Genomic DNA, 20,806 nt, shown 5'->3' on the forward strand with positions numbered 1-20,806 from the left:
GGGCATGTAAGTGTGAGGAACCGTCACGATGGCCGACGACAAGCCTGAAGACGCAGGCAAGCCTGAAGACGTAGTTAGGCCTGAAGACTTGGGCAGCCCTGAAGACTTGGGAATGCCCCCCGAGTCCGGCCGCGCCAAGCGGACCCCGCCCACCATCGACCTCGAGGCGACCGAAGTCTCCACCCAGCCGCAGGACGTGGCGGGCGAGCCGGCGGCGCAGCCATCGGTCGAGCAGGCTGCGCATGATCAGGCCACGGTTGAAGAGACCAAGGCCGAGGAAGCCAGACCCGAGGCACAGCCCGCCGAGGAACAGGCTCCCGTCGCGTCTGCAGCTGTATCGCCTTGGGTGATCGCTCCATTTTCCGGCGCCGCCGCCGCCGCGGTCGTGATCGCGGTCGGTTGGGCGCTGGGCTGGCCCGCGGTGCAGGCGCCGCCGGCCTCGCCGCAAGTGACAAGCGCTGCGGTCGAGGCGCTGAGCGGTCGCGTGGCCGCGGTCGAAGCGAAAGCCGGTAAGCCCACGGCCGATCAGGCGATGGTGGCGCGGCTCGATGCGCTGGAGAAATCCGTCGGCACTTTGCGCGGCGACATCGCCAATTTGCGCGCACAGTCCGACAAGACTGCGGGCGCATTGAACGATGCGAAATCCACGCCGCGCGATGCGGTGGCCTCGCCCGGTCTTGCCGCCCTCGACGACCGCCTCTCGCAGCTCGAGCGCGCCAGCACGACCGCCCGTGCCGAGCTCGCGCAGCAGGGCGAAAAGATCGCCGATGCCAAGGTGATGGACGACAAGCCGTTGCGCCACGTGGTCGCCGCCACCCTGCTCGACGTTGCCGTTCGCCATAACGACCCCTATGCGGCGCAGCTCTCTGCTGCGCGGTCGCTTGCAGCCAAGCCCGAGGTGCTGAAACCGCTCGATAGTTTCGCTGCCGCCGGCATTCCGACGCCGGTCGCGCTGAGCCGCGAGCTCCTCAACATCGTGCCGAAACTGTCGCCGCCGGCAGAGGCGCAGACCAGCGGTACCGGCATCGTCGAGCGCCTTCAGGCGGGAGCCTCAAAACTCGTCCGCATCGAGCGCACCGACGGCGTCGGCAATGATCGCGGCGCCATTGTCGCGCGGATCACGGCAGCGGCGCTGCGCAACGACTTCGTCGAGGCGCGCCGCGAGCTGAAGACGTTGTCCGAGACCGATCGCGCGCCTGCGCAGGCGTGGCTGGACAAGGCCGATGCCCGCGATGCCGCGCTCGCGGCCTCCCGCAAATTCGCCGACGACGCCATGGCAAGTCTCGCCAGGCCTGCTCAATAAGATTCGCGCAACAATCAGCGCGTATAGGAATAGCCATGCTTCGCATCGTCCTTTTCCTCGTCCTGATTGCGCTCGCCGGCGCCGGCGCGGCCTGGGTTGCCGACCAGCCCGGCAATGTCGTGATGACGTGGGGGAGTTATCGCGCCTCACCGAGCATTCCGGTATTTGTCCTCTGCCTCGGCATATTCGCAGTCGCGATCGTCTTGCTCTGGAGCATCGTGACGACGATCTGGCGCACGCCGGGGCGCATGCGCCGCCGCCGTCATGACAAGCGTCATGCGCGTGGTCGTCACGCCATCACCCACGGCCTGCTCGCGATCGGCCATGGCGACACCGCGCTCGCCCGTCGGCACGCGGACGCGGCGCGACGTCACGCGCCCGATGATCCGCTCGCGCTGCTGTTGCATGCGCAGTCGGCGCAGCTCGACGGTAATCGCAACGAGGCGCAGCGCGCCTTCCGCGCCATGGCGGAGCGTGAGGATACGCGGCTGCTCGGCCTGCGCGGCCTGTTCATCGAAGCGCAGCGCGCCGACGATGCGGTCGGCGCCGTGATGATCGCGGAGGAGGCTATCAAGCTGTCGCCGTCCTCGACCTGGGCTTCGCATGCGGTGCTCGGCTTCCGCTGCGCCCGCGGCGACTGGAGCGGCGCGCTGGCGATCCTCGATTCGAATCTGTCCGCCGGCCTGATCGACAAGGCGGCCTATCGCCGCCAGCGCGGCGTGCTGTTGACGGCGCGCGCGCTTGAATTGGAAACCATGGACCGCGACGTCGCGCGCGAGAGCGTGATGGAGGCGATCAAGCTCGCGCCGACGCTGGTGCCGGCCGCGGTGCTCGCCGCAAAATTCGAGAGCGAGGCGCATCAGGTGCGCCGCGCCATGAAGCTGGTGGAAGCCGCCTGGCTCGCCAATCCGCATCCCGATCTCGCCGACGCCTATGCGCATGTGAAGCTCGGCGACTCCACGCGGCAGCGCTTGCAGCGGGTCGAGACGCTCGCGGCCAAGACGCCCGCCGACAAGCCCGGCCATGTCGAAGGCCAACTCGCGCTCGCCCGCGCCGCGATCGATGCCTCCGAGTTCGCGCGTGCGCGCGCGGCGCTCGCGCCTTACGTCAACGATCCGACCCAGCGTGTCGCGCTGCTGATGGCCGAGCTCGAGCGCATCGAGCACGGCGACAGTGGTCGCGCCCGCGCCTGGACGTTGCGTGCGGTGCGCGCCCGCCACGATCCGGCCTGGACTGCGGACGGCTATGTCAGCGATCGCTGGCGCCCGGTCTCCCCGGTCACCGGCCGGCTCGACGCCTTCCAGTGGCAGACCCCGGTCGCGAGCCTTCCGTCCGACAAGGGCGCCACGATCGAAGCCTCGGCCTTCGAGGAAGCGATGCTGGCGGCCCCGCCGCCGAAACGGGTGACGGCGGCCCCAAGCGAAAGCACGGCGGAACCGGCCGTGACGGTACCGGCTCCCGTGCCGGCCGCGCAGGACAATTCACCCCGTGAGGCCCAGGAAGCCGTCAAGGAATCCGTCGAGGAAGCCGTCAAGGAAGCCGTCAAGGAAGAGCTGGCGGCGGCGCCCGTCGAGCCGGTCAAGCCCGCCCCCGAAGCGGCCGAATCATCGCCCGTGGCGGCAACCCCGGTGTTCCGGACCCGCGCCGACCTCGGCAAGCCCGCGCAAGCACCTGGCCAGGCCGTCATCCCGATCATCCGCGCCCCTGACGATCCCGGGATCGATGACGAGGGCCCAAGCGATGAATTTACGGAACAAATCGGTACCTCGAAGGCCCAGGCCGGCGGCTGGCGCGGATTCTGGTCCCGTTGGGGCGCGTGAGGCGCATTTCGAAGCCGGCTCCACCTTGCCAATTCGGGCCATGCCCGATATCAGGAGCGCGCGTATCGGGACCGGTTTCGCCGGGCCCCGGCAGGGTTCGCCGCAATAGCTCAGTTGGTAGAGCACGTCATTCGTAATGACGGGGTCGGGGGTTCGAGTCCCTCTTGCGGCACCAGCGCCTTAACTTCATCCGATCGTCACAAGCCAGCTTCCTGCCCACTGAAACCGGGCGCATGCGCGTTGCGCTCCACGCGTGTGTCTCTACGATGCGCCGATGGGACATGCGGGTGACGGGGCAAGTGGTGGGTACGGATAGCAAGGCTGGGGTGGACCAGAACGCATGGTTGCGAATCTCGGGTCTCGTCATTCTTGCCGCAAGCGTCACATTCATCGTAGCCTCGCGATCGCTCGAGGTCTCGCGTCTGCATAGCCGGCTGTCCGTCCCGCCGCTCTATGACGACGTCTCCTATTTCCTCGACGCTGTGCGGTGGATGAATGCGGCAAAAGACCAAAGCGTCTTTGCCAGCGTGTGGGGCTTGCTGCATCACCACGCGCCGTTCGCGACGCTGGTGGCGATCATCGGGCTTGCGTTGTTTCCCGGCAGCTACATCGGACCCTATCTCGTCCACGCCGTTGTCGTCTTTGCATTTCTGCTCGGGATCGTCTGGCTGGTTCGGCGCCGGCCCGTGCTCGAGATCGCGGCGTGCCTGATTGCGGTGCCTTGTGTGCCGGTGCTGTGGCACACGGTCACTGAAGCGCGCCCCGATCTGCCTTCGGGTCTTGCCATCGGTCTTGCGGCTGGGGCGATCGTCTACCGCGGCGTACTCGATCGCGGCGCGCGCGCGCTCGCCGCTCTGGGCGTTGCCTGCGCACTGGCGGTCAGCATCAAGCCGACGTCATTCCCTGCCGCGCTTGCGCTTCTTGGCAGTGCCTTTGCGATCCGGCTATTTGCCGATTGCATCCAGGCTGGCGGATTGCGGCCGTCGCTTCGCACCGCGCTCAGCGCGCTGCTGTGGTTCGTGCTGCCGCTGATCGCGACCACGGCGGTGCTGATTGGGCCGGCCCTGGTCGAGACCGTCACCTACATCCTCAATGTGTTCGTCGGCCAGCGCGATCTCTGGACCACCGGCGAAAGTTTCTGGGCCGGATTGCTGCGCTTCTCGATCGGTGGCGAGGGACAGTTCGGCCTGCACTATTGGCTGGTCATCGGGCTGGGCCTGATGGGGCTTCGCCTCGTGCTCGCCGCCATCCATGGCAGGGACGCGCTGCTGGACGCTGCCGTTCTGCTGGCGGCTGTGCTGATCGCCTATGCCATTCCCTCCGTCGCGGAGATCAAGACCTATTACTTCGGTGCGATGTTTTATGGCCTGTTCATCGTCGCGATGGTCCTCAATGGCTGCGCCGGCCTGATGCTTGCCGAAACGCTGCTCGCCCGCTTTGGTCTCGGCAGCGATATCCGCCGCCACGCACTCACAGCCGCTCGGGTGCTCGTGCTCGTATTCGTCGTCCAGCTGTTCGTCAGGCACGTGGTCGTCGGTCCAATCAGCACGGCGACGCCGCTGAGCGCGCAGCAGCAGGAGAGTATCCGCCTTGCGACCGAGCGGCTCTGGTCGCTCTTACGCGACATGAGGCCGGAAAAAGCCGGCCCGCTCACTGTCGCCTTCTCGAGCCCCTATCCCGTTACGTCGGCGACCATCCAGCTCTATGCCGAACAGGCAAAGATGAATTTCGTCATGCGCAACGAGCTCTATCACCGGACTGCGCAGGCGACGGGCGATGCGCTGTTGAAGTCGGAGATCCTCGTGCTCTCGAGCTCGATACCGCACACGCTGCTCGGGCCGCGGGTTGGCGACGAACTCATCGCCCGCATGGATGCGGAAAAGGGCTTTTGCCTGCTCGATACCCAGACATTTCCTGACGTGACGCTGCGGGTCTATCGCCGCGGCTGCTGACCGCGGCCTGGCGGGTTCGAAATCGCATCGCAGCCTGCGTGATCTCGATCACATAACCCCGGACGGGCCTGCCGTACTGTCCCGGTCACGCAAACACGGGGAGATTTCATATGCGCAAGATCATTCTGGTTGCTGCCATGGTCCTGGCCTCCGCATCTGCTCAGGCAGGCGACCGCAGCCTGTCGATGTCGGCGGCGACTGACCACACCTCCGCCTCGCAAATCACCACGACGGCGGCCACCACGACGCAAATCAGCGAAATCGCGCCGGCCGTCGAGGCTCCGAAATATGTCGATCGTCCGCCGGCAATCCCGGCTCCTTCGGCTCCCGCCGCCGCCCCTGCGCCCGCTGCAGCGACCGCGCCTGCCGTGACCACGACGGCTTCAGCACCGACTGCAACTCAGCCAGCGTCGAAGACATCCGCGAAATCCAGCAAGCCGAAGCACCAGCGCGCCTCGACCGAGCGCCGCATCATCAGCGAGCTGCATCGTCACGGCATCTATTGGTAAGCCGCCGCTTCCTTCCAAATGCAAATGGCCGGGCGAAAGCCCGGCCATGCACGTATTGAAGCGGCGGTTTCGTTACTGCGAAACGGTCTGCACCACGCTCGAGATCGGACGCGTGGTCGTGCTTGCGGTCGGCACCTTCAGATCCTTCAGCACCGCCTCGTCATATTCTGGCAGCGACTGGAAGGTCGTCTTGGCCTTGATCTGCACGATCTTGTAACCGCCGGCCTTCAGCCGCGCGAGCAGCGTCGGCAGCGCCTCACCCGTGTGCTTCTGGAAGTCGTGCATCAGGACGATGCCCTTGCCGAGCTTGTCGAGCTTGGTCATCACGGTCTCGACGATCTTCTCAGGGGTGGCACCCTTCCTGAAGTCGAAGGAATCGAGATCGGTCGACCACATCGCGACGTTGCGGGTGCCGAGATAGCTCACCATTGCCGGATTGTGCTGAAGTTGCGGGAAGCGGAAGAACGGCGCCGGGTTGGTGCCGAGCGCGAGCTTCACGGCGCTAAAGCCCTTCTCGATCTCGTCCTTGGCCTGCTGCTCCGTCATCTTCTTGCTGTTGAGATTGAGATGCGACCAGGTGTGCGTGCCGACCGTGTGGCCCTGGGCCAGCACCTGGCGCAGGATTTCCGGATGCCACATCGCGTGCTTGCCGACCGAGAAGAACAGGCCCTTGGTGCATTCTTCCCCAAGCGCCTTCAGCACCGCGGGCGTGTTCACCGGCCAGGGGCTGTCATCGAAGGTCAGCACGACCTCCTTGTCGGTGAGGAAGTCGAATTGCTTGAAAGTTTCGAAGCCGAAGCCGGGGCCGCCTGTGGTGTCGATCTCGACCACGCGGGAGACGCCCAGCGCATTCGGATTGGCGCAGGCCTGCTTCTGCTGAACCGGCATGGCCGGAGCGGGTGCGGGTGCCTGCGCAAGTGTCGTCGGCTTGTCCGCGACGGTCGCGGTGGTCGAAACGTCGTCCTTGGCGGCGAGCTTGGCCTGTGCCGGCAATTGATCGGCGGCACGGGCGGCAATCGTCTTGGGAGCGCCCTGATCGGCGCGCGAGGAATAATAAAACCAACCGCCGGCGGCGATCACGACCGCCGCAAGGACACTGGCCAGCATCAGGCCCAACGCATTACGCATCGCTACTCTTTCCAATTACGCAACCAAACCTGCGGAATTCCCCGCGCGACGAGCCATTAATGCGAAGGAACAGTTAACGTGACACCAACACGACAGCGTTTGCGCCGGATTTTCAGCGAGATGCGCGAACGTGACCGAGGTCACAGTTGGGGCACGGCCCGTGACCATCATCACAGTAGAAACTGTTTTGGTGGAGCATCGTCATTCCCATCAACAACGGGCCCCGCCGAGCGGTGCCAATGGGAGCTTCAAATGACCAATTCGCTGACCACCAAGTCCCTGACTAGCAAGATCTGCGACACCAGCCTGGCTCTGGGCTTTGCCGCCATCATCTCGATCGTGTCGACGACCTCGAGCTTCGCCTTCTCGGCCGAAGCGCAGCAGCAGTGCACCGGCGACGCCTTCCGTCTGTGCTCGTCGGAAATCCCCAACATCCCGAAGATCACCGCGTGCATGATGAAGCATCGTACGGATCTGAGTGCCGGTTGCCGTGCGGTGATGGACAAGGACCTCGCCAAGGGCGCGTCGCGCAAGGTCGCTGACGCCCAGGACCAGTAAGAGCGCAACTCAAGATCGTTGCGTCGGTTAGCTCCCTTGCTTAGCACCCTCGCGATGTGCCCCGGCGTCAAGCCGGGGCCACGCGATGGCGCCATCCAGCCTGCCAATAAAGCCGTTGCGGCTCAGGGATCGTCGCACTAGCTTCGCCCGCACATTCTTCCGGGTAAGAGGCATTACGCGATGACCAGATTTCTTTTCATTCTTCCTTTGCTCCTGTGCGCATCCAGCGCATCCGCGCAGCAGCCCGGCCACGATGCCTGCGCGCGCGATGTCACGCGCTTCTGCCGCCCGGTGATGAACAATGGCGATCAAGCCGTGCTCGCCTGCCTCAAGCAGAATCGTACGCGGCTCAGCAAAGGCTGCGACAAGGTGCTGACGGACCACGGCCAGTAGGACGCGGCGGCGTAGCCCGAATTGCGCTGCGCTCTATCCGGGCTACGAAGTAAGAATTACGTACTGCTCCCCGCCGCGGTCGCGACCACCGGCAGCACTTCCGCGCTGGCACGGTCCGGCGTCTCTTCCTTCCAGCGTACCGAGCCGAACGGACGCTCCAGCATGCGGCGGATCCGTATCGGAGCGGGGCCGACGTGGAAATCGATCGCCTGCTGATGCAGCGCGCGTTCGGACTGGGTCGAGCGGTTGCGCTGGCGCAAATAATCGAACCAGGTCGGGCAGTGATAGCGCTCGGTCCATAATTCCGGATCGGCGATGTCGCGCGCGATCGACCAGCCGTAAGCGCCGTTGCGCTGCCGGGAGAGCTGCACGTCCTGCATCACATTGTGGAACGCGCGCGCATTTTCTTGGGCGACCCGGTATTCGATCTCGACCACCAGCGGCCCGCTGCGCCCGGTGATCGACAGCTTCACCTCGGGATCGGCCAGCACGTCGGCATCCTCGTTGCGCGCGCCGACACGCGGCATCGTGAGCCAGAATCCGAGCAGCGGTGAGATCAGCATCAGGCTGGCCGCCGTCAGCAGCGCGACTTCGACGCCGGCGTAATCGGTGAGATGGCCCCAGCCCCAGGCACCGATGGCGATGCCTCCGGAAATCGAGGCCTGGAATGCGGCGAGCGAGCGGCCCGCGACCCAGCGCGGCGCCGAGAGCTGCACGCCGATATTGAACAGTGCCACCGCCGCCATCCAGACCGCGCCGGCGAGCACCAGCGCGGCCGCGGTCAGCACCGGCTCGCTGCTCACCGCGAGCGCAGCCATCGCGAACGCCATGGAAATGGTGCAGGCGCGGATCGCGGCCTCGCCGCTCATGCGCTTGCGCAGTTCGTGGATATTGAGCGCGCCGACGACGGCACCCATGCCGAAGGCGCCGAGCATGATGCCGTAGGTCTGCGCGCCGCCATGCAGGAGATCGCGCGCCACCAGCGGCATCAGCGCCATGATGGCACCGCCGCACAGGCCCATCACCAATGTGCGCAACAGCACGATCTTGATCGGCGGCGAATTGGTGATGTAGCGGAAGCCCGAAACCATGGCGCGGTTGAGTTTTTCCCGCGGCAGCCGCGACGCTTCGGTGTTGCGCCGCCAGAGCAGCAGCACCACCAGCAGCGGCAAATAGAGGATCGCATTGCAGGCAAAGGCCGCGACAGCACCGAGCGAGGCGACGATGACACCGCCGACCGCGGGCCCGAAGCTGCGCGCGATGTTGTAGCTGATGCCGTTGAGCGCGACGGCCGACGGCAAGGCATCGGGCGGCACCTGCTCGCTGACCGAGGACTGCCAGGCCGGGCCAAACAGCGCGTTGCCGCTGCCGACGACGAAGCAGAAGGCGAGCAGCAATTCAGGGGTGATGAGGTTGAGCCAGGCCAGCACCGTCAGCGCCGTCGCGCCGGTCAGTGCGATCGCGAGCGCGATCAGCGTCACGATGCGGCGGTCATACATGTCGGCGATGGCGCCGGCCGGCATCGAGATCAGCATGATCGGCAGCATCAGGGCGGTCTGCACCAGTGCGACCTTGTCCGCCGAAGCCGCCATCTGCGTCATCGCCCACGCCGCGCCCACGCCCTGGATCAACAGGCCGAGATTGGAGAGCAGGCTGGCGAGCCAGATGCGCCGGAACACGGTGTACCGCAGCGGCGCGGTGATGCCGTCGGCCGCAATTTTCTGACGGTTCGTCTGCTCGGTCATATCCCCTTCCAAATGGGCTGGCAGAAGTGGTCTTGGAGTGATCTTGGAGTGATCTTGGAGTTGTCTTTGGGTGATTCCGGCAAGTTCAGTGATGCCTGCGAAAGTCCTTCGCTGTCCAGTGGTTAGGCCGCTATAAGCGGTGCAAAGACGCAGGTTTTGCCGGGAGGAACAGATGAAGCTGTCGCGACGGACGATCTTGCTGGGGGCGGGCAGCGTGCCTTTCGCACTTGCGAGCGCACGGAGGGATGCTTTCGCTCAAGCCGCGCCCACGGCGCAGTCTGCCGACGTGCCGCCGATCCTGTTCGTCCATGGCAATGGCGATTACGACGCGCTCTGGATGACCACGATGTGGCGGATGGAATCCAACGGCATCGCGCGCGATCGCATGCTGGCGATTAATTTCACCGATCCCAATGCACGGAGCGACGACAAGGTCGAGCAAGCCAACCGCTCCTCGACCGAGGACCAGCGCCGCGAACTTGCAGCTGCCATCGCTGAATTGAAGCGCCGCACCGGGGCGGCGCGCGTGGCGCTGGTCGGCAGCTCGCGCGGCGGCTATGCGATCCGCAACGTCATCAAGAACGGCGGCGCCGGCGATGTCAGCCACGCCGTGCTCTGTGGCACGCCCAATCACGGCGTGTTCGCGACCGACGATCAGCCGAACAACGAGTTCAACGGCCGTGGCGTATTCCTGCGCGGCTTGAACGAGGGCGAGAGCGAGGTGACGCCGGGCACGGCCTTCCTTACGCTTCGCAGCGACGGCATGGACAAATACGCCCAGGCCGACGGCCGCTTCATCGGCAAGCCCGGCACGCCGACCGGTGTCACGGTCGAAGGGCCGGAGTTGAAGGGCGCCACCAATCTGGTGCTCGGCGCGCTCGACCATCGCGAGACGGCGTCTCATCCGCGTGCCTTCCGCGAGATCTATAAATTCATTGCAGGGCACGAGCCCGCACGCATCGCGATCACTCCGGAACAGAGTGTCAGGTTGAGTGGCCTCGTCACGGGCACGCCCGGCGGCGTGTCGACCAATCGCCCGGTGGCCGGTGCAACCGTCGATATTTTCCGCGTCGATCATGATACCGGTGAGCGTAGGGGCAATGCCGTGCATAGCGCAAAGACCGGCGCCGACGGCCACTGGGGGCCGGCGCAGGTCGAGCCCTCCTGGTCGCTCGAATTCGCCCTCGCGTCGCCGGATGCGCCGACGACACACATCTACCGCTCGCCTTTCCCGCGCTCGTCCGACGTCGTGCATTTGCGCGCCGCCCGCCCGCTCGGACCGGCCGACAAGGATGCCGGAGCTGTCGTGATCATGTCGCGGCCGCGGGGCTATTTGGGCCTGCCGCGGGACGTCGTGCTGCTCGACGGCAAGGAGCCCGCCGACGTCAAGCCGGGTGTGCCCACGGATCCGGCAGCAACCTTGCGGCTTCCAATCGGCGAGGTTGGGCGTAACATCGTGGCCCAATTCAACGAGGAACGAATTGTGGCACGCCTCTGGCCCGCCGCCGAGAACAGGATTGCGATTGCCGAGCTGACTTACTAGCTATTTGCCTGCGCCACATCTGCGGGAGAGAGCCATGAACATCGCCAGCGTGCGTCGGCCCATCATCCCTCCGACGCCGCCGCGTGCACCCGACGACATGTCGTTCTTCGGCCGGGTCGCGCTCCTCCGGCAGAACATGATCGCAACCTGGGGGCAGCGCGCCTATGAGGAAGACGTCATCAAGGGACGTTTCTTCCTCCACAACAGTTTTATCCTGAACCGCCCGGATGCGATCCGGCATGTGCTGCTCAGCAATTACGAGAATTATTCGCGGACGCCGGCGGGCATCCGCATGCTGCGCCCCGTGCTCGGCGACGGCCTCCTGATCGCCGAAGGTCACGACTGGACGTTTCAGCGCCGCACACTCGCACCGGCCTTCACGCCGCGCGCGACCGCAAACCTCGTCCCGCACATGACGGCGGTGCTCGACGAGACCATCGCAAAGCTTGATGCGCAAACAGGCGCGCCGGTCGATCTGCGCGAGATCATGCAACGCATGACGCTCGAGATCGCCGGGCGCACGATGTTCTCGTTCGGCATGGACCGGCACGGCCCCACCTTGCGCAACTTCGTCATGGAATATGGCGAGCGGCTGGGACGGCCGTATGTCCTCGACATGCTGCTGCCGGTGTCCTGGCCGACCCCGATGGATCGGGCTCGCGGCCGCTTCCGCAAGCGCTGGACCGAATTCGTCGCGATGCTGATCGCCGAGCGGCGCGCGATGGGCAAGAAGGAGGGCGCGCCGCCGCGCGACCTGTTCGATCTCATGGACGAGGCGCGCGACCCTGAAACCGGTAAGGGCTTTTCCGACGCGCAACTCGTCGACGAGGTCGCGACCATGATTCTCGCCGGTCATGAGACGACCGCGACCGCACTGTTCTGGGCGCTCTATCTACTCGCGCTCGATCCGGATACCCAGGAAGAGGTGGCGTCCGAGACCCGCGGCGAGCATCTCGACAGCATGGCCGACATCGATCGCCAAAAATTCACCCGCGCGGTGATCGACGAGACCGTGCGGCTCTATCCCCCCGCCTTCCTGGTCGCGCGCGCTGCGCGCGCGAAGGACAATGCGGCCGGCATCGAGATCGGCAAGGGCGACATCATCATGATCGCGCCATGGCTATTACACCGGCACGAGAAGCTGTGGGATCAGCCGAACGCGTTCATTCCAAAGCGCTTCATGTCGAAAGAAGCGCCCGACCGGTTCGCCTATTTGCCGTTCGGCGCGGGGCCGCGCGTCTGCATCGGCGCGCCGTTTGCGCAAGCCGAATCCGTGGTGGCACTGGCCCGGCTGATCGGTGCGTTCCGTGTCGAGCTGGCCGACAGGGTTCCGGTGGTTCCGCTTGGCGTCGTCACGACCCAGCCGGACCGCTCACCCCTCTTCAGCATCACGCGTCGGTGACAGACATGCGTCTGGCCGATGACGTGATCCAACACAGATAGAGTTACGCCATGAGCGACATCCAGGCCCAGTTTTCCGTTTTGAAGCAGACCGCGGATGCGAAGGTGGCCGATGCGATCGCGCGGCTGATCGAGGACGGCGAGGATCACGAGCTCAACCGCGTCAACGTTCTCGACTTCGCTACGCAGCATGGTCTCGACGAAGAGCAGGCGATCTCGGGCTTTCTGCATTCGGCGCGACTCGGGCTGTTCGATCTCGGCTGGAACGTGCTGTGTCCGGGCTGCGGTGGTGTGCTGGGAGCCCACTCGACCCTGAAGGCGCTCAAGCCGGACGATTATCACTGCGCGCTTTGCGCCTGCGGCTACAAGGCCTCCGTCGACGATCAGGTCGAGGTCTCCTTCACCGTGAACCCGCGTGTGCGACGCATCGCGGCGCATGACCCCGACACGCTTCCGGTGTGGGAGTATTTCAAGCAGGTGTTCTGGAGCTCCGGCGTCGACTTCAACAAGGAATCGTTTGCGACGCTGGCCAACGAGGTGACGCTGGATACGATGGAGCTGCCGGCCGGCGAGAAGGCGACCATGTCGCTGCAACTGCCGAATGACTTCATCATCATCTTCGAGCCGGTGACGCACGCCGCACACTTCATCGACGTGCAGGGCGAACCGACCAAGGACCGCCAGCAGCTCGCCATCATGTACAACAGGGTGCAGGCGCCGACGGGGACCACGACGATGCGGCCGGGCCCGCTGCGGCTGTCGCTGGAGAACCAGGCCGGCGTGCGCGTGCTGCCGTCGGTGTTCATCGCGGCCGAGGCGCTTCACCACCTCATCGGCCAACGCAAGCCGTTCCTCACGGCCAAGCGGATGCTGTCGAACCAGACCTTTCGCGATGTGTTCAAGGCGGACAATCTCAGCCTCGACCAGCGGCTCCAGATCACCTCGCTCACCTTCCTGTTCACCGATCTGAAGGGATCGACTGCGCTCTACGAGCGCGTCGGCGATCTCGCCGCCTTCGATCTCGTTCGCGCGCATTTCCATGCGCTGCTCGAAATCATCTCCTCGGAGAAGGGCGCCGTGGTGAAGACGATCGGCGATGCCGTGATGGCGACCTTCGTCCGTCCCGAGCATGCGATCGTCGCGGGTTTGCGGATGCGCTCGGCGATGGAGGAGCTCAACAAGAAGCGCGAGACTGATGATCTCATCGTCAAGATCGGCATCCATGAAGGTCCGTGCCTTGCGGTGATGCTCAACGAGCGGCAGGATTATTTCGGCCAGACCGTCAACATCGCCGCTCGCGTGCAGAGCCTCTCGACCGCGCAGGAGATTCACATCACCGGCCCGGTGCTGGACGCACCCGCGGTCGCCGCGGTGCTCGAGCAGCGCGCGATCAAGCCGATCCAGAAACAGGCCGCATTGCGCGGCATCGCCGACAAGATGGTGGTGTACGAGATCCCGTGAGGGACGGGGCGATGCCGCCACACACTCCGTCATTGCGAGGAGCCCTTGCGACGAAGCAATCCAGAATCCCTCCGCGGAGAGAGTCTGGATTGCTTCGCTCCGCTCGCAATGACGGAGGTGGAACAGATTGCCGAAACGTAATCAGCGCGCGGAACTGACGCACGTTGCGCTGGTTGAGTTTCCCGCTCATATAATGCTGGTAACGGCCGCGCCCCCGCGGCGTCATCGATTTCGGGTGGACCCTATGCTCGACGGCCTGCGCCAATTCATCGCCGACATTGTTGCTCCCCATGCCGGGGATCGTGCATTCGGCGATAGCGATTACCGGCTTGCGGCGACCGCGTTGCTGGTCCACGTGGTCTCGCTGGACGGTGAGCCGACCGCGGCCGAGCAGCGCAAGCTGCACAACCTGATCGAAAACCATTTCGGGCTCGATCGCGGCACCGCAGACCGCTTGATCGCGGATGCGACGGAGGTCGAGGGCGAGGCGGTCGATCTCTATCATTTCACCAGCGTCATCATGCGCTCGCTCGACGAAGCGGGCCGCAAACGCATCGTCCAGATGATGTGGGAGCTGGTCTATGCCGACGGCCAGGTCTCCGAGTTCGAGGACAATGTCCTCTGGCGCGCTTCCGACCTGCTCGGGATTTCCCAGCGCGACCGGATCGACCTGAAACATGCGGTCGCGGAGCGCGCCGGCGGGCAGGTCAAGGACGGCGCGGTCGGCGGCTGAGCTGCACCGAGGTGGCCAATTGCCGGTTGTGCGGGCCACATGACGAAACTTTAATGTAACTCCTGACCGGCCTGGTTCCGGATTCGCCTGTAGATCCGGGAGGTTACTACTCTCCCTGTGGCGTATTCAGACGGCCATGCCGCCAGCGCCGCTTGCCTGTCGCGCCCGGCCTATGCTCTCGTTCCGCCATTACGGGGCCAAAAAACTTCAATTCAAGAGACTTGATCGTGACCGAGCGGGTAACGTTGATCACTGGTGCGTCGGCGGGCATCGGCACGGAGCTGGCGCGTGTATTCGCAGCCAACGGGCATCGGCTCGCGCTGACGGCACGGCGCGCAGACCGGCTGGAGGCGCTCGCGAACGAGCTCGCCGCCAAGGGCGGCAAGAGGCCGATCGTGATCGCCTGCGATCTCCAGGAAGCCGACGCCGGCGACAAGATCGCCGCCGCGCTCGCGAGCGAAGGTGTCGAGCTCGACAATCTCGTCAACAATGCCGGCTTCGGTGTGTTCGGCGACGCGATCGAGCGCGACCGCTGCGAGCAGGTCGGCATCGTCGATGTCAACGTTCGGGCTCTGACCGATCTGTCGCTGCGCTTTGCTGATCAGCTCATCAGGAACAAGGGCGGTCTTCTTAATGTCGGATCGGTCGCCGGCTTTCTGCCCGGCCCCGGCATGGCCGTCTACTACGCCTCCAAGGCCTATGTGATCTCCTTCACCGAAGCGTTGCGGGCGGAGCTTGCGCCGCGCGGCGTTCGCGTCACCGTGCTTTGCCCGGGTCCGGTGCCCACCGAATTCCAGGCGCGGGCCCGCGTTGGATCCGGGCACGATACGGCCATTCTCAACGTCTCTGCCGCCGATGTTGCAAGAGAGGGCTATCGTGGCCTGATGGCCAACAAACGGGCAGTGCTGCCCGGCCTCGGCATCAAGATTGTGCCGTTCGCGCTGCGTTTCTTCCCGCGCGGCTTCATCCTGTCCGCCACCAGCCGGTTCCAGCGGCAGAGGCACTAAAGCTCGAAGCGACCGTATTGGCCCGGAGCTTGCTTCCATATTTGGGAGCTTGTGTGCGCGAACTCACACGATGTTAACCGTCGCTTAGTTATGCTGGCGGCTTGAACCGATAGCACTCGCAGAGGCCATGTCGTTCCGGGCGAACAGGTTTGGTAGCGCAGAATTGGTGCCCTTCACCAGAAGGACGCCGAGCGCGGCCGCTTCCGAAACAAAGTTGCCGGTTCTCATCATTCTGCATCAGGAATCCTCGACACCCGGCCGCGTCGGCAATGCGTTGCGCGCGCTTGGCCATCGCCTCGACATCCGCCGGCCCCGCTTCGGTGATCCCCTGCCCGAGACGCTCGACCGGCATGCCGGCGCCGTGGTCTTCGGCGGTCCGATGAGCGCCAATGATCCCGACGACTACATCCGCCGCGAGATCGACTGGATAGACATTCCGCTCCGCGAACAGCGGCCGTTCCTCGGCATCTGCCTCGGGGCGCAGATGCTCGCGATGCAGCTCGGTGCGCGTGTCGCGCCGCATGCGCAGGCGCTGACCCAGATCGGTTACTACCCGATCCGCCCGACTGCGGCGGGCCACGCGCTTTGCCCGAACTGGCCCGCGCAAGTCTATCACTGGCATCGCGAGGGATTTCAGTTACCCATCGGCGCCGAATTGCTGGCGGAAGGCGACGATTTTCCGATCCAGGCCTATCGCACCGGCAATGCCTTCGGCGTGCAGTTCCACCCCGACGTGACCTACGCGATGATGCATTGCTGGACCACGCGCGGCTATGATGGCCTCAGCGCGCCCGGCGCGCGCGAGCGGCATCATCATTTCGCGGACCGCGCCGTCTACGATGCGGCGGAACGTGCCTGGCTCGACCATTTCATCGACGGCTGGCTGGCGCACCGGCCGGTACTGGCGCAAGCCGCCGAGTGATCGCGCCTTCGCGCGGATCCTTGGCGCAGGTCCTTGGCGCAAGTCCTTGCTTCATTCCTGAATATGCTAGGCTCGCTGCAAACGAGCGCGCGCGAACGCGTGCCGGCAAACAAAGGGAGAGCGCGATGACCTATGAACACATTCTCTATGACGTCAGCGACAAGGTCGCGACCATCACGCTCAACCGCCCTGACCGCATGAATGCGTGGACGCCGACGATGGAACGCGACGTGCGTCACGCGATGGAGGCATCGAGCGCTGACGACAATGTTCGCGTCATCGTGCTGACAGGCGCGGGCCGCGCCTTCTGCGCCGGCGCCGACATGGATGCGCTGAAAGGACTCGATCCCAACGATGTCAGGCGCGCATCGCATTTGCCGCCCTTCGACATGAACCGCCGTCCGGACTGGCAGACGCGCTACGGCTTCTATCCGTCGATCGGAAAGCCCGTCATCGCCATGCTCAACGGCGCGACCGCCGGCATCGGTCTTGTTCACGCACTCTATTGCGACCTGCGCTTCGCCGCCGACAACACCGTGTTCACGACAGCTTTCGCGCGGCGTGGGCTTATCGCCGAGCATGGCATGTCGTGGATGCTGCCGCATATCGTCGGCCACGCCAATGCGATGGATTTGCTGCTCTCGGCCCGGCGCGTGTCGAGCGAGGAAGCGCTGCGGATTGGATTGGTCAACCGGCTCTGCTCGCCCGAGAAGCTGCGCGAGGAGACGTATGCCTATGCGCGCGACCTCGCGGACATGGTTTCTCCGAGCGCGATGGCCGTGATCAAGCGGCAGCTCTACGAGGTGCCGTTCCAGACCCTGGCCGAAGCAACGATCGAGGCCAACCGGGAGATGATGGTGGCGTTGAACGGGAGTGATTTCAGGGAGGGGGTGGCGAGCTTCATGGAGAAGCGGCCGCCACGGTTTACGGGGAGGTAGGGCGGAGATCTGAGCAGGTAGCCCGGCTTCGCCCTTCGGGCTACGCCGCGGCAGCCTTCGCTACGAAGCGGCTTGCCGAGCCGAAGCAGGCTTAGCCTGCGAAGGCTGGTGGAGCCAGGCGGGATCGAACCGCCGACCTCGTCATTGCGAACGACGCGCTCTCCCAGCTGAGCTATGGCCCCTTTGCGGGCCGCTCTGGTTAATGCGGCCGACAACCGGGGGCCATTTAAGTCCCCGGCAGGGTCAAGTCAAGGACGGGTGTAAAAGCGGTTTTAGCCATCCGGGCACCGACTTCCCTTGTTTGGGCGGGGGGGAACCGATATCTAGCAAAAGGCGTCAATCTCGATCGCAGCCAGAGTTTTCAAAAGCCAGAGTCTTCAAAAGCCAGAGTCGTCAAAAATCATGCGTGCCGTTCTCGACATCGTCATCATCGTGCTCGATCTCTACGTCTGGCTGCTGATCGCCTCCGCGATCCTGTCCTGGCTGATCGCCTTCAACGTCGTCAACACCCGCAACCAGTTCGTTTCGGCGGTGGCGGAGTTCCTGTACCGGATCACTGAGCCGGTGCTGGCCCCGATTCGCAACTTCCTGCCCAGCCTCGGCGGCCTCGATATCTCGCCGATCATCCTGATCCTGCTCATCATGTTCATCGAGCGGGTGATCCTGTATTACATCTACCCGAACGTGATCTAAGCGGGCGGAGCGCCTTGGTCGCGAAGGAAGCTCCTAGGGAACCTTGGCGTTACGCGGCCACCGGAATCAGCATCGCGCTGCGGGTGACGCCGCGCGGCGGCCGCGACGATATCGACGGGATCGAGCAATTGGCCGATGGCCGCAGCGTACTCAAGGTACGCGTGCGCGCGATTGCCGATGGCGGCGAGGCCAACAAGGCCGTTCTGGTGCTGCTGGCGAAATCGCTCGGCGTCCCCAAGGCCAGTGTAAAACTGCTTTCGGGAGCGACCTCGCGGTTGAAGCAGATTGCGGTCGATGGCGATCCGGCGCGGCTTGGCGAAGCCCTGCGCAAGCTTGCTGCGGCCAAATCGACAGACTGAGGGAACTGACATGACCGCCAAGATCATCGATGGAAAAGTCATTGCCGCGGAACTTCGCGCTCGCGTCGCCGACGAGGTCGCCCGCGTCAAGCGCGAGCACAATCTGGTGCCGGGCCTTGCGGTCGTGCTGGTCGGCAACGACCCCGCCAGCGAGGTTTATGTCCGCTCCAAGCACACCCAGACCCAGGCCGCCGGCATGGCCTCGTTCGAGCACAAGCTGCCGGCCGACGTCTCGCAGAGCGACCTGCTGGCGGTCGTCGCCAAGCTCAACCGCGATCCCGCCGTGCACGGCATTCTCGTGCAGCTGCCTCTGCCCAAGGGCCTGAACACCGAAGCCGTCATCAATGCCATCGATCCCGCCAAGGATGTCGACGGCCTGCATCCGAACAATGCCGGCCGGCTCGCCGGCGGCTTCGAAGCGCTGTCGCCTTGCACGCCGCTCGGCTCCATCATCCTGAGCAAGAGCGTGCACGCCTCGCTCGAAGGCATGAACGCCATCGTCATCGGCCGCTCCAATCTGGTCGGCCGCCCGCTGGTGCAATTGCTGCTGAACGAGAACGCCACGGTGACCATTGCGCATTCGCGCTCGCGTGATCTGCCCGGGCTCGTGAAGCGCGCCGACCTCGTCTACGCCGCGGTGGGCAAGCCGGAGATGGTGCGTGGCGACTGGCTGAAGCCGGGCGCGACCGTGATCGACATCGGCATCAATCGTATCCCCAAAGAGGATGGCAAGACGCGTCTCGTCGGCGACGTCGCCTATCAGGAAGCGCTAGCTGTCGCTGGCGCTATTACGCCGGTGCCCGGTGGCGTCGGCCAGATGACGGTAGCGTGCCTGCTGGTGAATACGCTGCGCGCGGCCTGCGCGATTGCGGGCCTGCCGAAGCCGGCGGTGTAGTGAGCACGTGTGCCCCGGACGCAGCGCAGCGTGAAACGGTGCGCTGCTGAGCCGGGGCCCAGTGTGAGTGGCGGCATGGGTCCCGGCTCAGCGGTGCGTCATTGCATGCCGCACCGCGTCCGGGACACGAGACCTAGCCCTTCTTTTTCTTCTCGCGCTCGATGCCTTCGAGGATCAGCTTCTGTGCTTCTTCCGGGCCACCCCAGCGCAAGATCTTCACCCACTTGCCCGGTTCGAGATCCTTGTAGTGCTCGAAGAAGTGCTGGATCTGCTGCAGCGTGATATCCGGCAGATCGGAGTACGACTTCACCTTGTCGTAGCGCTGCGTCAGCTTCGAGGAGGGCACGGCAAGAATCTTCTCATCGCCGCCGGCTTCGTCTTCCATCATCAGCACGCCGACCGGGCGCACGCTCATGACGGCGCCGGGGATGATGGCGCGGGTGTTGATGATCAGCACGTCGCAGGGGTCGCCGTCATCGGACAGCGTGTGCGGGATGAAGCCGTAGTTACCGGGGTAACGCATCGGCGTGTACAGGAAGCGGTCGACCACCAGCGTGCCGGCTTCCTTGTCCATCTCGTATTTGATCGGCTCGCCACCCACGGGAACTTCGATGATGACGTTGACGTCGTGGGGGACGTTTTTCCCGATCGAGACCGCATCGATACGCATTCAAGGCTCCGTTGTTGCCGAGGTTAAATCGCGCCCGGCAGCGATTTTGGCGCTGTCATACGCGGGCTTGGCCCCCCAATCCATCGTGTTTTTGTGAAATAATGAATCCAGCGATCACCGGCGCAAGAGGCAACGGTATCGACGGATGGGAAGTGCTGCCGGCTAAGGTTTCAGCAGCTCAATTGGTCCAAGCGAAGGCAACCTTGTCGAGCGACTTTGGCCCGAAACGTTCCGAGGACCGCGCCACCATGCGGCCGCCCAGCGCCCGGTAGAACTCGGTCGCGGGATCGTTGTCCGAGAGCGCCCACACCACCATGCTCTTCAGCCCGCTCTGCATCAGGTCACGGCGGGCGGCTGTGAACAGGCGGCGGCCGAAGCCGAGGCCCTGAAACTCGGGGCGCAGATAGAGCTCGTAGATTTCGCCGTCGAAGTGCAGGCTGCGGGCGCGGTTACGACCATAGTTCGCATAGCCGGCGATCTTGTCGCCGAACACCAGCACGCTGACGCGGCTGCCCTTGCGGATCGCACTGTCCCACCACTGCGGACCGCGGCGGTTGATCAGCTTCTCCAGCTCGCCGCCGGGAATGATGCCCTGATAGGCGGAGCGCCAGGCTTCGTCATGGGTGGACGCCACCGCAGTTGCATCTGCAGCTTTGGCCGGCCGGACCTCGATCAGGGTTGTGCTCATGGGCGCAATCAAACCAAGTCGCCGCGCTGGCGGCAAGACCTATCGTTAATTATCGGTTAACCTGTGGACTTTCTGCATCAGTATTTTA

20 protein-coding genes and 2 tRNA genes are annotated in these 20,806 nt (G+C 64.7%); 17 read left to right on the forward strand and 5 right to left on the reverse strand.

From position 1 onward, the window contains the following. The first annotated feature begins 28 nt into the window (after positions 1-28). The 5 genes from BMW89_RS15620 (at position 29) to BMW89_RS15640 (ending at position 5,584) form a co-directional block, all read left to right on the forward strand. Positions 29-1,303, forward strand: a complete 1,275-nt coding sequence (locus BMW89_RS15620) for a COG4223 family protein (RefSeq protein WP_502686392.1) — start codon at positions 29-31, stop codon at positions 1,301-1,303. 35 nt (positions 1,304-1,338) lie between these two features. Next, complete coding sequence (locus tag BMW89_RS15625) at positions 1,339-3,123, forward strand: heme biosynthesis HemY N-terminal domain-containing protein (RefSeq protein WP_092027810.1); 1,785 nt, start codon at positions 1,339-1,341, stop codon at positions 3,121-3,123. A 99-nt stretch (positions 3,124-3,222) separates the two neighbouring features. Then, a tRNA-Thr gene (locus BMW89_RS15630) sits at positions 3,223-3,298 on the forward strand. Between the two features lie 151 nt (positions 3,299-3,449). Next, complete coding sequence (locus tag BMW89_RS15635) at positions 3,450-5,075, forward strand: glycosyltransferase family protein (protein ID WP_244547600.1); 1,626 nt, start codon at positions 3,450-3,452, stop codon at positions 5,073-5,075. A 110-nt stretch (positions 5,076-5,185) separates the two neighbouring features. Next, positions 5,186-5,584, forward strand: a complete 399-nt coding sequence (locus BMW89_RS15640) for a hypothetical protein (RefSeq protein WP_092027815.1) — start codon at positions 5,186-5,188, stop codon at positions 5,582-5,584. Between the two features lie 72 nt (positions 5,585-5,656). On the opposite strand, the gene BMW89_RS15645 is transcribed toward BMW89_RS15640, so the two are convergent. Next, positions 5,657-6,712, reverse strand: coding sequence for a polysaccharide deacetylase family protein (locus BMW89_RS15645; protein WP_092027817.1), 1,056 nt, complete (start codon positions 6,710-6,712; stop codon positions 5,657-5,659). A 252-nt stretch (positions 6,713-6,964) separates the two neighbouring features. Between BMW89_RS15645 and BMW89_RS15650 the strand changes: the two genes are divergently transcribed. Together BMW89_RS15650 and BMW89_RS15655 are read left to right on the forward strand one after the other, a co-directional pair. Beyond that, positions 6,965-7,270, forward strand: coding sequence for a hypothetical protein (locus BMW89_RS15650; RefSeq protein WP_092027819.1), 306 nt, complete (start codon positions 6,965-6,967; stop codon positions 7,268-7,270). A gap of 180 nt (positions 7,271-7,450) precedes the next feature. After that, positions 7,451-7,663: a hypothetical protein gene (locus BMW89_RS15655; RefSeq protein WP_092027821.1), complete on the forward strand. Its 213-nt coding sequence runs from the start codon at positions 7,451-7,453 to the stop codon at positions 7,661-7,663. Positions 7,664-7,719: 56 nt separating this feature from the next. Here BMW89_RS15655 and BMW89_RS15660 read toward each other — a convergent pair whose 3' ends face one another. Then, positions 7,720-9,408: an MFS transporter gene (locus tag BMW89_RS15660; RefSeq protein WP_092027823.1), complete on the reverse strand. Its 1,689-nt coding sequence runs from the start codon at positions 9,406-9,408 to the stop codon at positions 7,720-7,722. A 172-nt stretch (positions 9,409-9,580) separates the two neighbouring features. On the opposite strand from BMW89_RS15660, the gene BMW89_RS15665 reads away from it, so the two are divergent. The 7 genes from BMW89_RS15665 (at position 9,581) to BMW89_RS15695 (ending at position 17,413) form a co-directional block, all read left to right on the forward strand. Next, positions 9,581-10,951: a hydrolase gene (locus BMW89_RS15665; protein ID WP_177196075.1), complete on the forward strand. Its 1,371-nt coding sequence runs from the start codon at positions 9,581-9,583 to the stop codon at positions 10,949-10,951. 34 nt (positions 10,952-10,985) lie between these two features. Next, the gene (locus BMW89_RS15670; protein WP_092027827.1) at positions 10,986-12,353 is read left to right on the forward strand and encodes a cytochrome P450; all 1,368 of its coding nucleotides are present in this window, start codon (positions 10,986-10,988) and stop codon (positions 12,351-12,353) included. 50 nt (positions 12,354-12,403) lie between these two features. Beyond that, the gene (locus BMW89_RS15675) at positions 12,404-13,813 is read left to right on the forward strand and encodes an adenylate/guanylate cyclase domain-containing protein (RefSeq protein WP_092027829.1); all 1,410 of its coding nucleotides are present in this window, start codon (positions 12,404-12,406) and stop codon (positions 13,811-13,813) included. Positions 13,814-14,057: 244 nt separating this feature from the next. Continuing rightward, a complete protein-coding gene (locus BMW89_RS15680; RefSeq protein WP_092027831.1) occupies positions 14,058-14,546 on the forward strand; it encodes a tellurite resistance TerB family protein in 489 nt (162 codons plus the stop codon). 227 nt (positions 14,547-14,773) lie between these two features. Then, the gene (locus BMW89_RS15685; protein ID WP_092028066.1) at positions 14,774-15,553 is read left to right on the forward strand and encodes an SDR family NAD(P)-dependent oxidoreductase; all 780 of its coding nucleotides are present in this window, start codon (positions 14,774-14,776) and stop codon (positions 15,551-15,553) included. Positions 15,554-15,680: 127 nt separating this feature from the next. After that, a complete protein-coding gene (locus tag BMW89_RS15690) occupies positions 15,681-16,475 on the forward strand; it encodes a glutamine amidotransferase (RefSeq protein WP_092027833.1) in 795 nt (264 codons plus the stop codon). Between the two features lie 125 nt (positions 16,476-16,600). Next, positions 16,601-17,413: an enoyl-CoA hydratase gene (locus tag BMW89_RS15695; protein WP_092027835.1), complete on the forward strand. Its 813-nt coding sequence runs from the start codon at positions 16,601-16,603 to the stop codon at positions 17,411-17,413. Between the two features lie 106 nt (positions 17,414-17,519). Here BMW89_RS15695 and BMW89_RS15700 read toward each other — a convergent pair. After that, positions 17,520-17,595: transfer RNA gene (locus BMW89_RS15700), tRNA-Ala, on the reverse strand. Between the two features lie 220 nt (positions 17,596-17,815). Here BMW89_RS15700 and BMW89_RS15705 point away from each other — a divergent pair. Genes BMW89_RS15705 through folD form a run of 3 tightly spaced genes read left to right on the forward strand, consistent with a single transcriptional unit; the run spans position 17,816 to position 19,360 of the window. Continuing rightward, positions 17,816-18,106: a YggT family protein gene (locus BMW89_RS15705; protein ID WP_007598721.1), complete on the forward strand. Its 291-nt coding sequence runs from the start codon at positions 17,816-17,818 to the stop codon at positions 18,104-18,106. Positions 18,107-18,120: 14 nt separating this feature from the next. Continuing rightward, a complete protein-coding gene (locus BMW89_RS15710) occupies positions 18,121-18,465 on the forward strand; it encodes a DUF167 domain-containing protein (RefSeq protein WP_092027836.1) in 345 nt (114 codons plus the stop codon). A 10-nt stretch (positions 18,466-18,475) separates the two neighbouring features. Continuing rightward, the gene (folD, locus tag BMW89_RS15715; protein WP_092027838.1) at positions 18,476-19,360 is read left to right on the forward strand and encodes a bifunctional methylenetetrahydrofolate dehydrogenase/methenyltetrahydrofolate cyclohydrolase FolD; all 885 of its coding nucleotides are present in this window, start codon (positions 18,476-18,478) and stop codon (positions 19,358-19,360) included. A 133-nt stretch (positions 19,361-19,493) separates the two neighbouring features. Here the strand turns inward: folD and ppa are convergent, their stop codons facing one another. Both ppa and BMW89_RS15725 read right to left on the reverse strand, forming a co-directional pair. Further along, positions 19,494-20,030, reverse strand: a complete 537-nt coding sequence (gene ppa, locus BMW89_RS15720; protein ID WP_092027840.1) for an inorganic diphosphatase — start codon at positions 20,028-20,030, stop codon at positions 19,494-19,496. 178 nt (positions 20,031-20,208) lie between these two features. Next, on the reverse strand, positions 20,209-20,718 hold the full coding sequence (locus BMW89_RS15725) for a GNAT family N-acetyltransferase (RefSeq protein WP_014490714.1): 510 nt from the start codon (positions 20,716-20,718) through the stop codon (positions 20,209-20,211). Between the last annotated feature and the right edge of the window lie 88 nt (positions 20,719-20,806).

The sequence above is a fragment of the Bradyrhizobium sp. OK095 genome, from assembly GCF_900109945.1.
GTDB lineage: Bacteria > Pseudomonadota > Alphaproteobacteria > Rhizobiales > Xanthobacteraceae > Bradyrhizobium.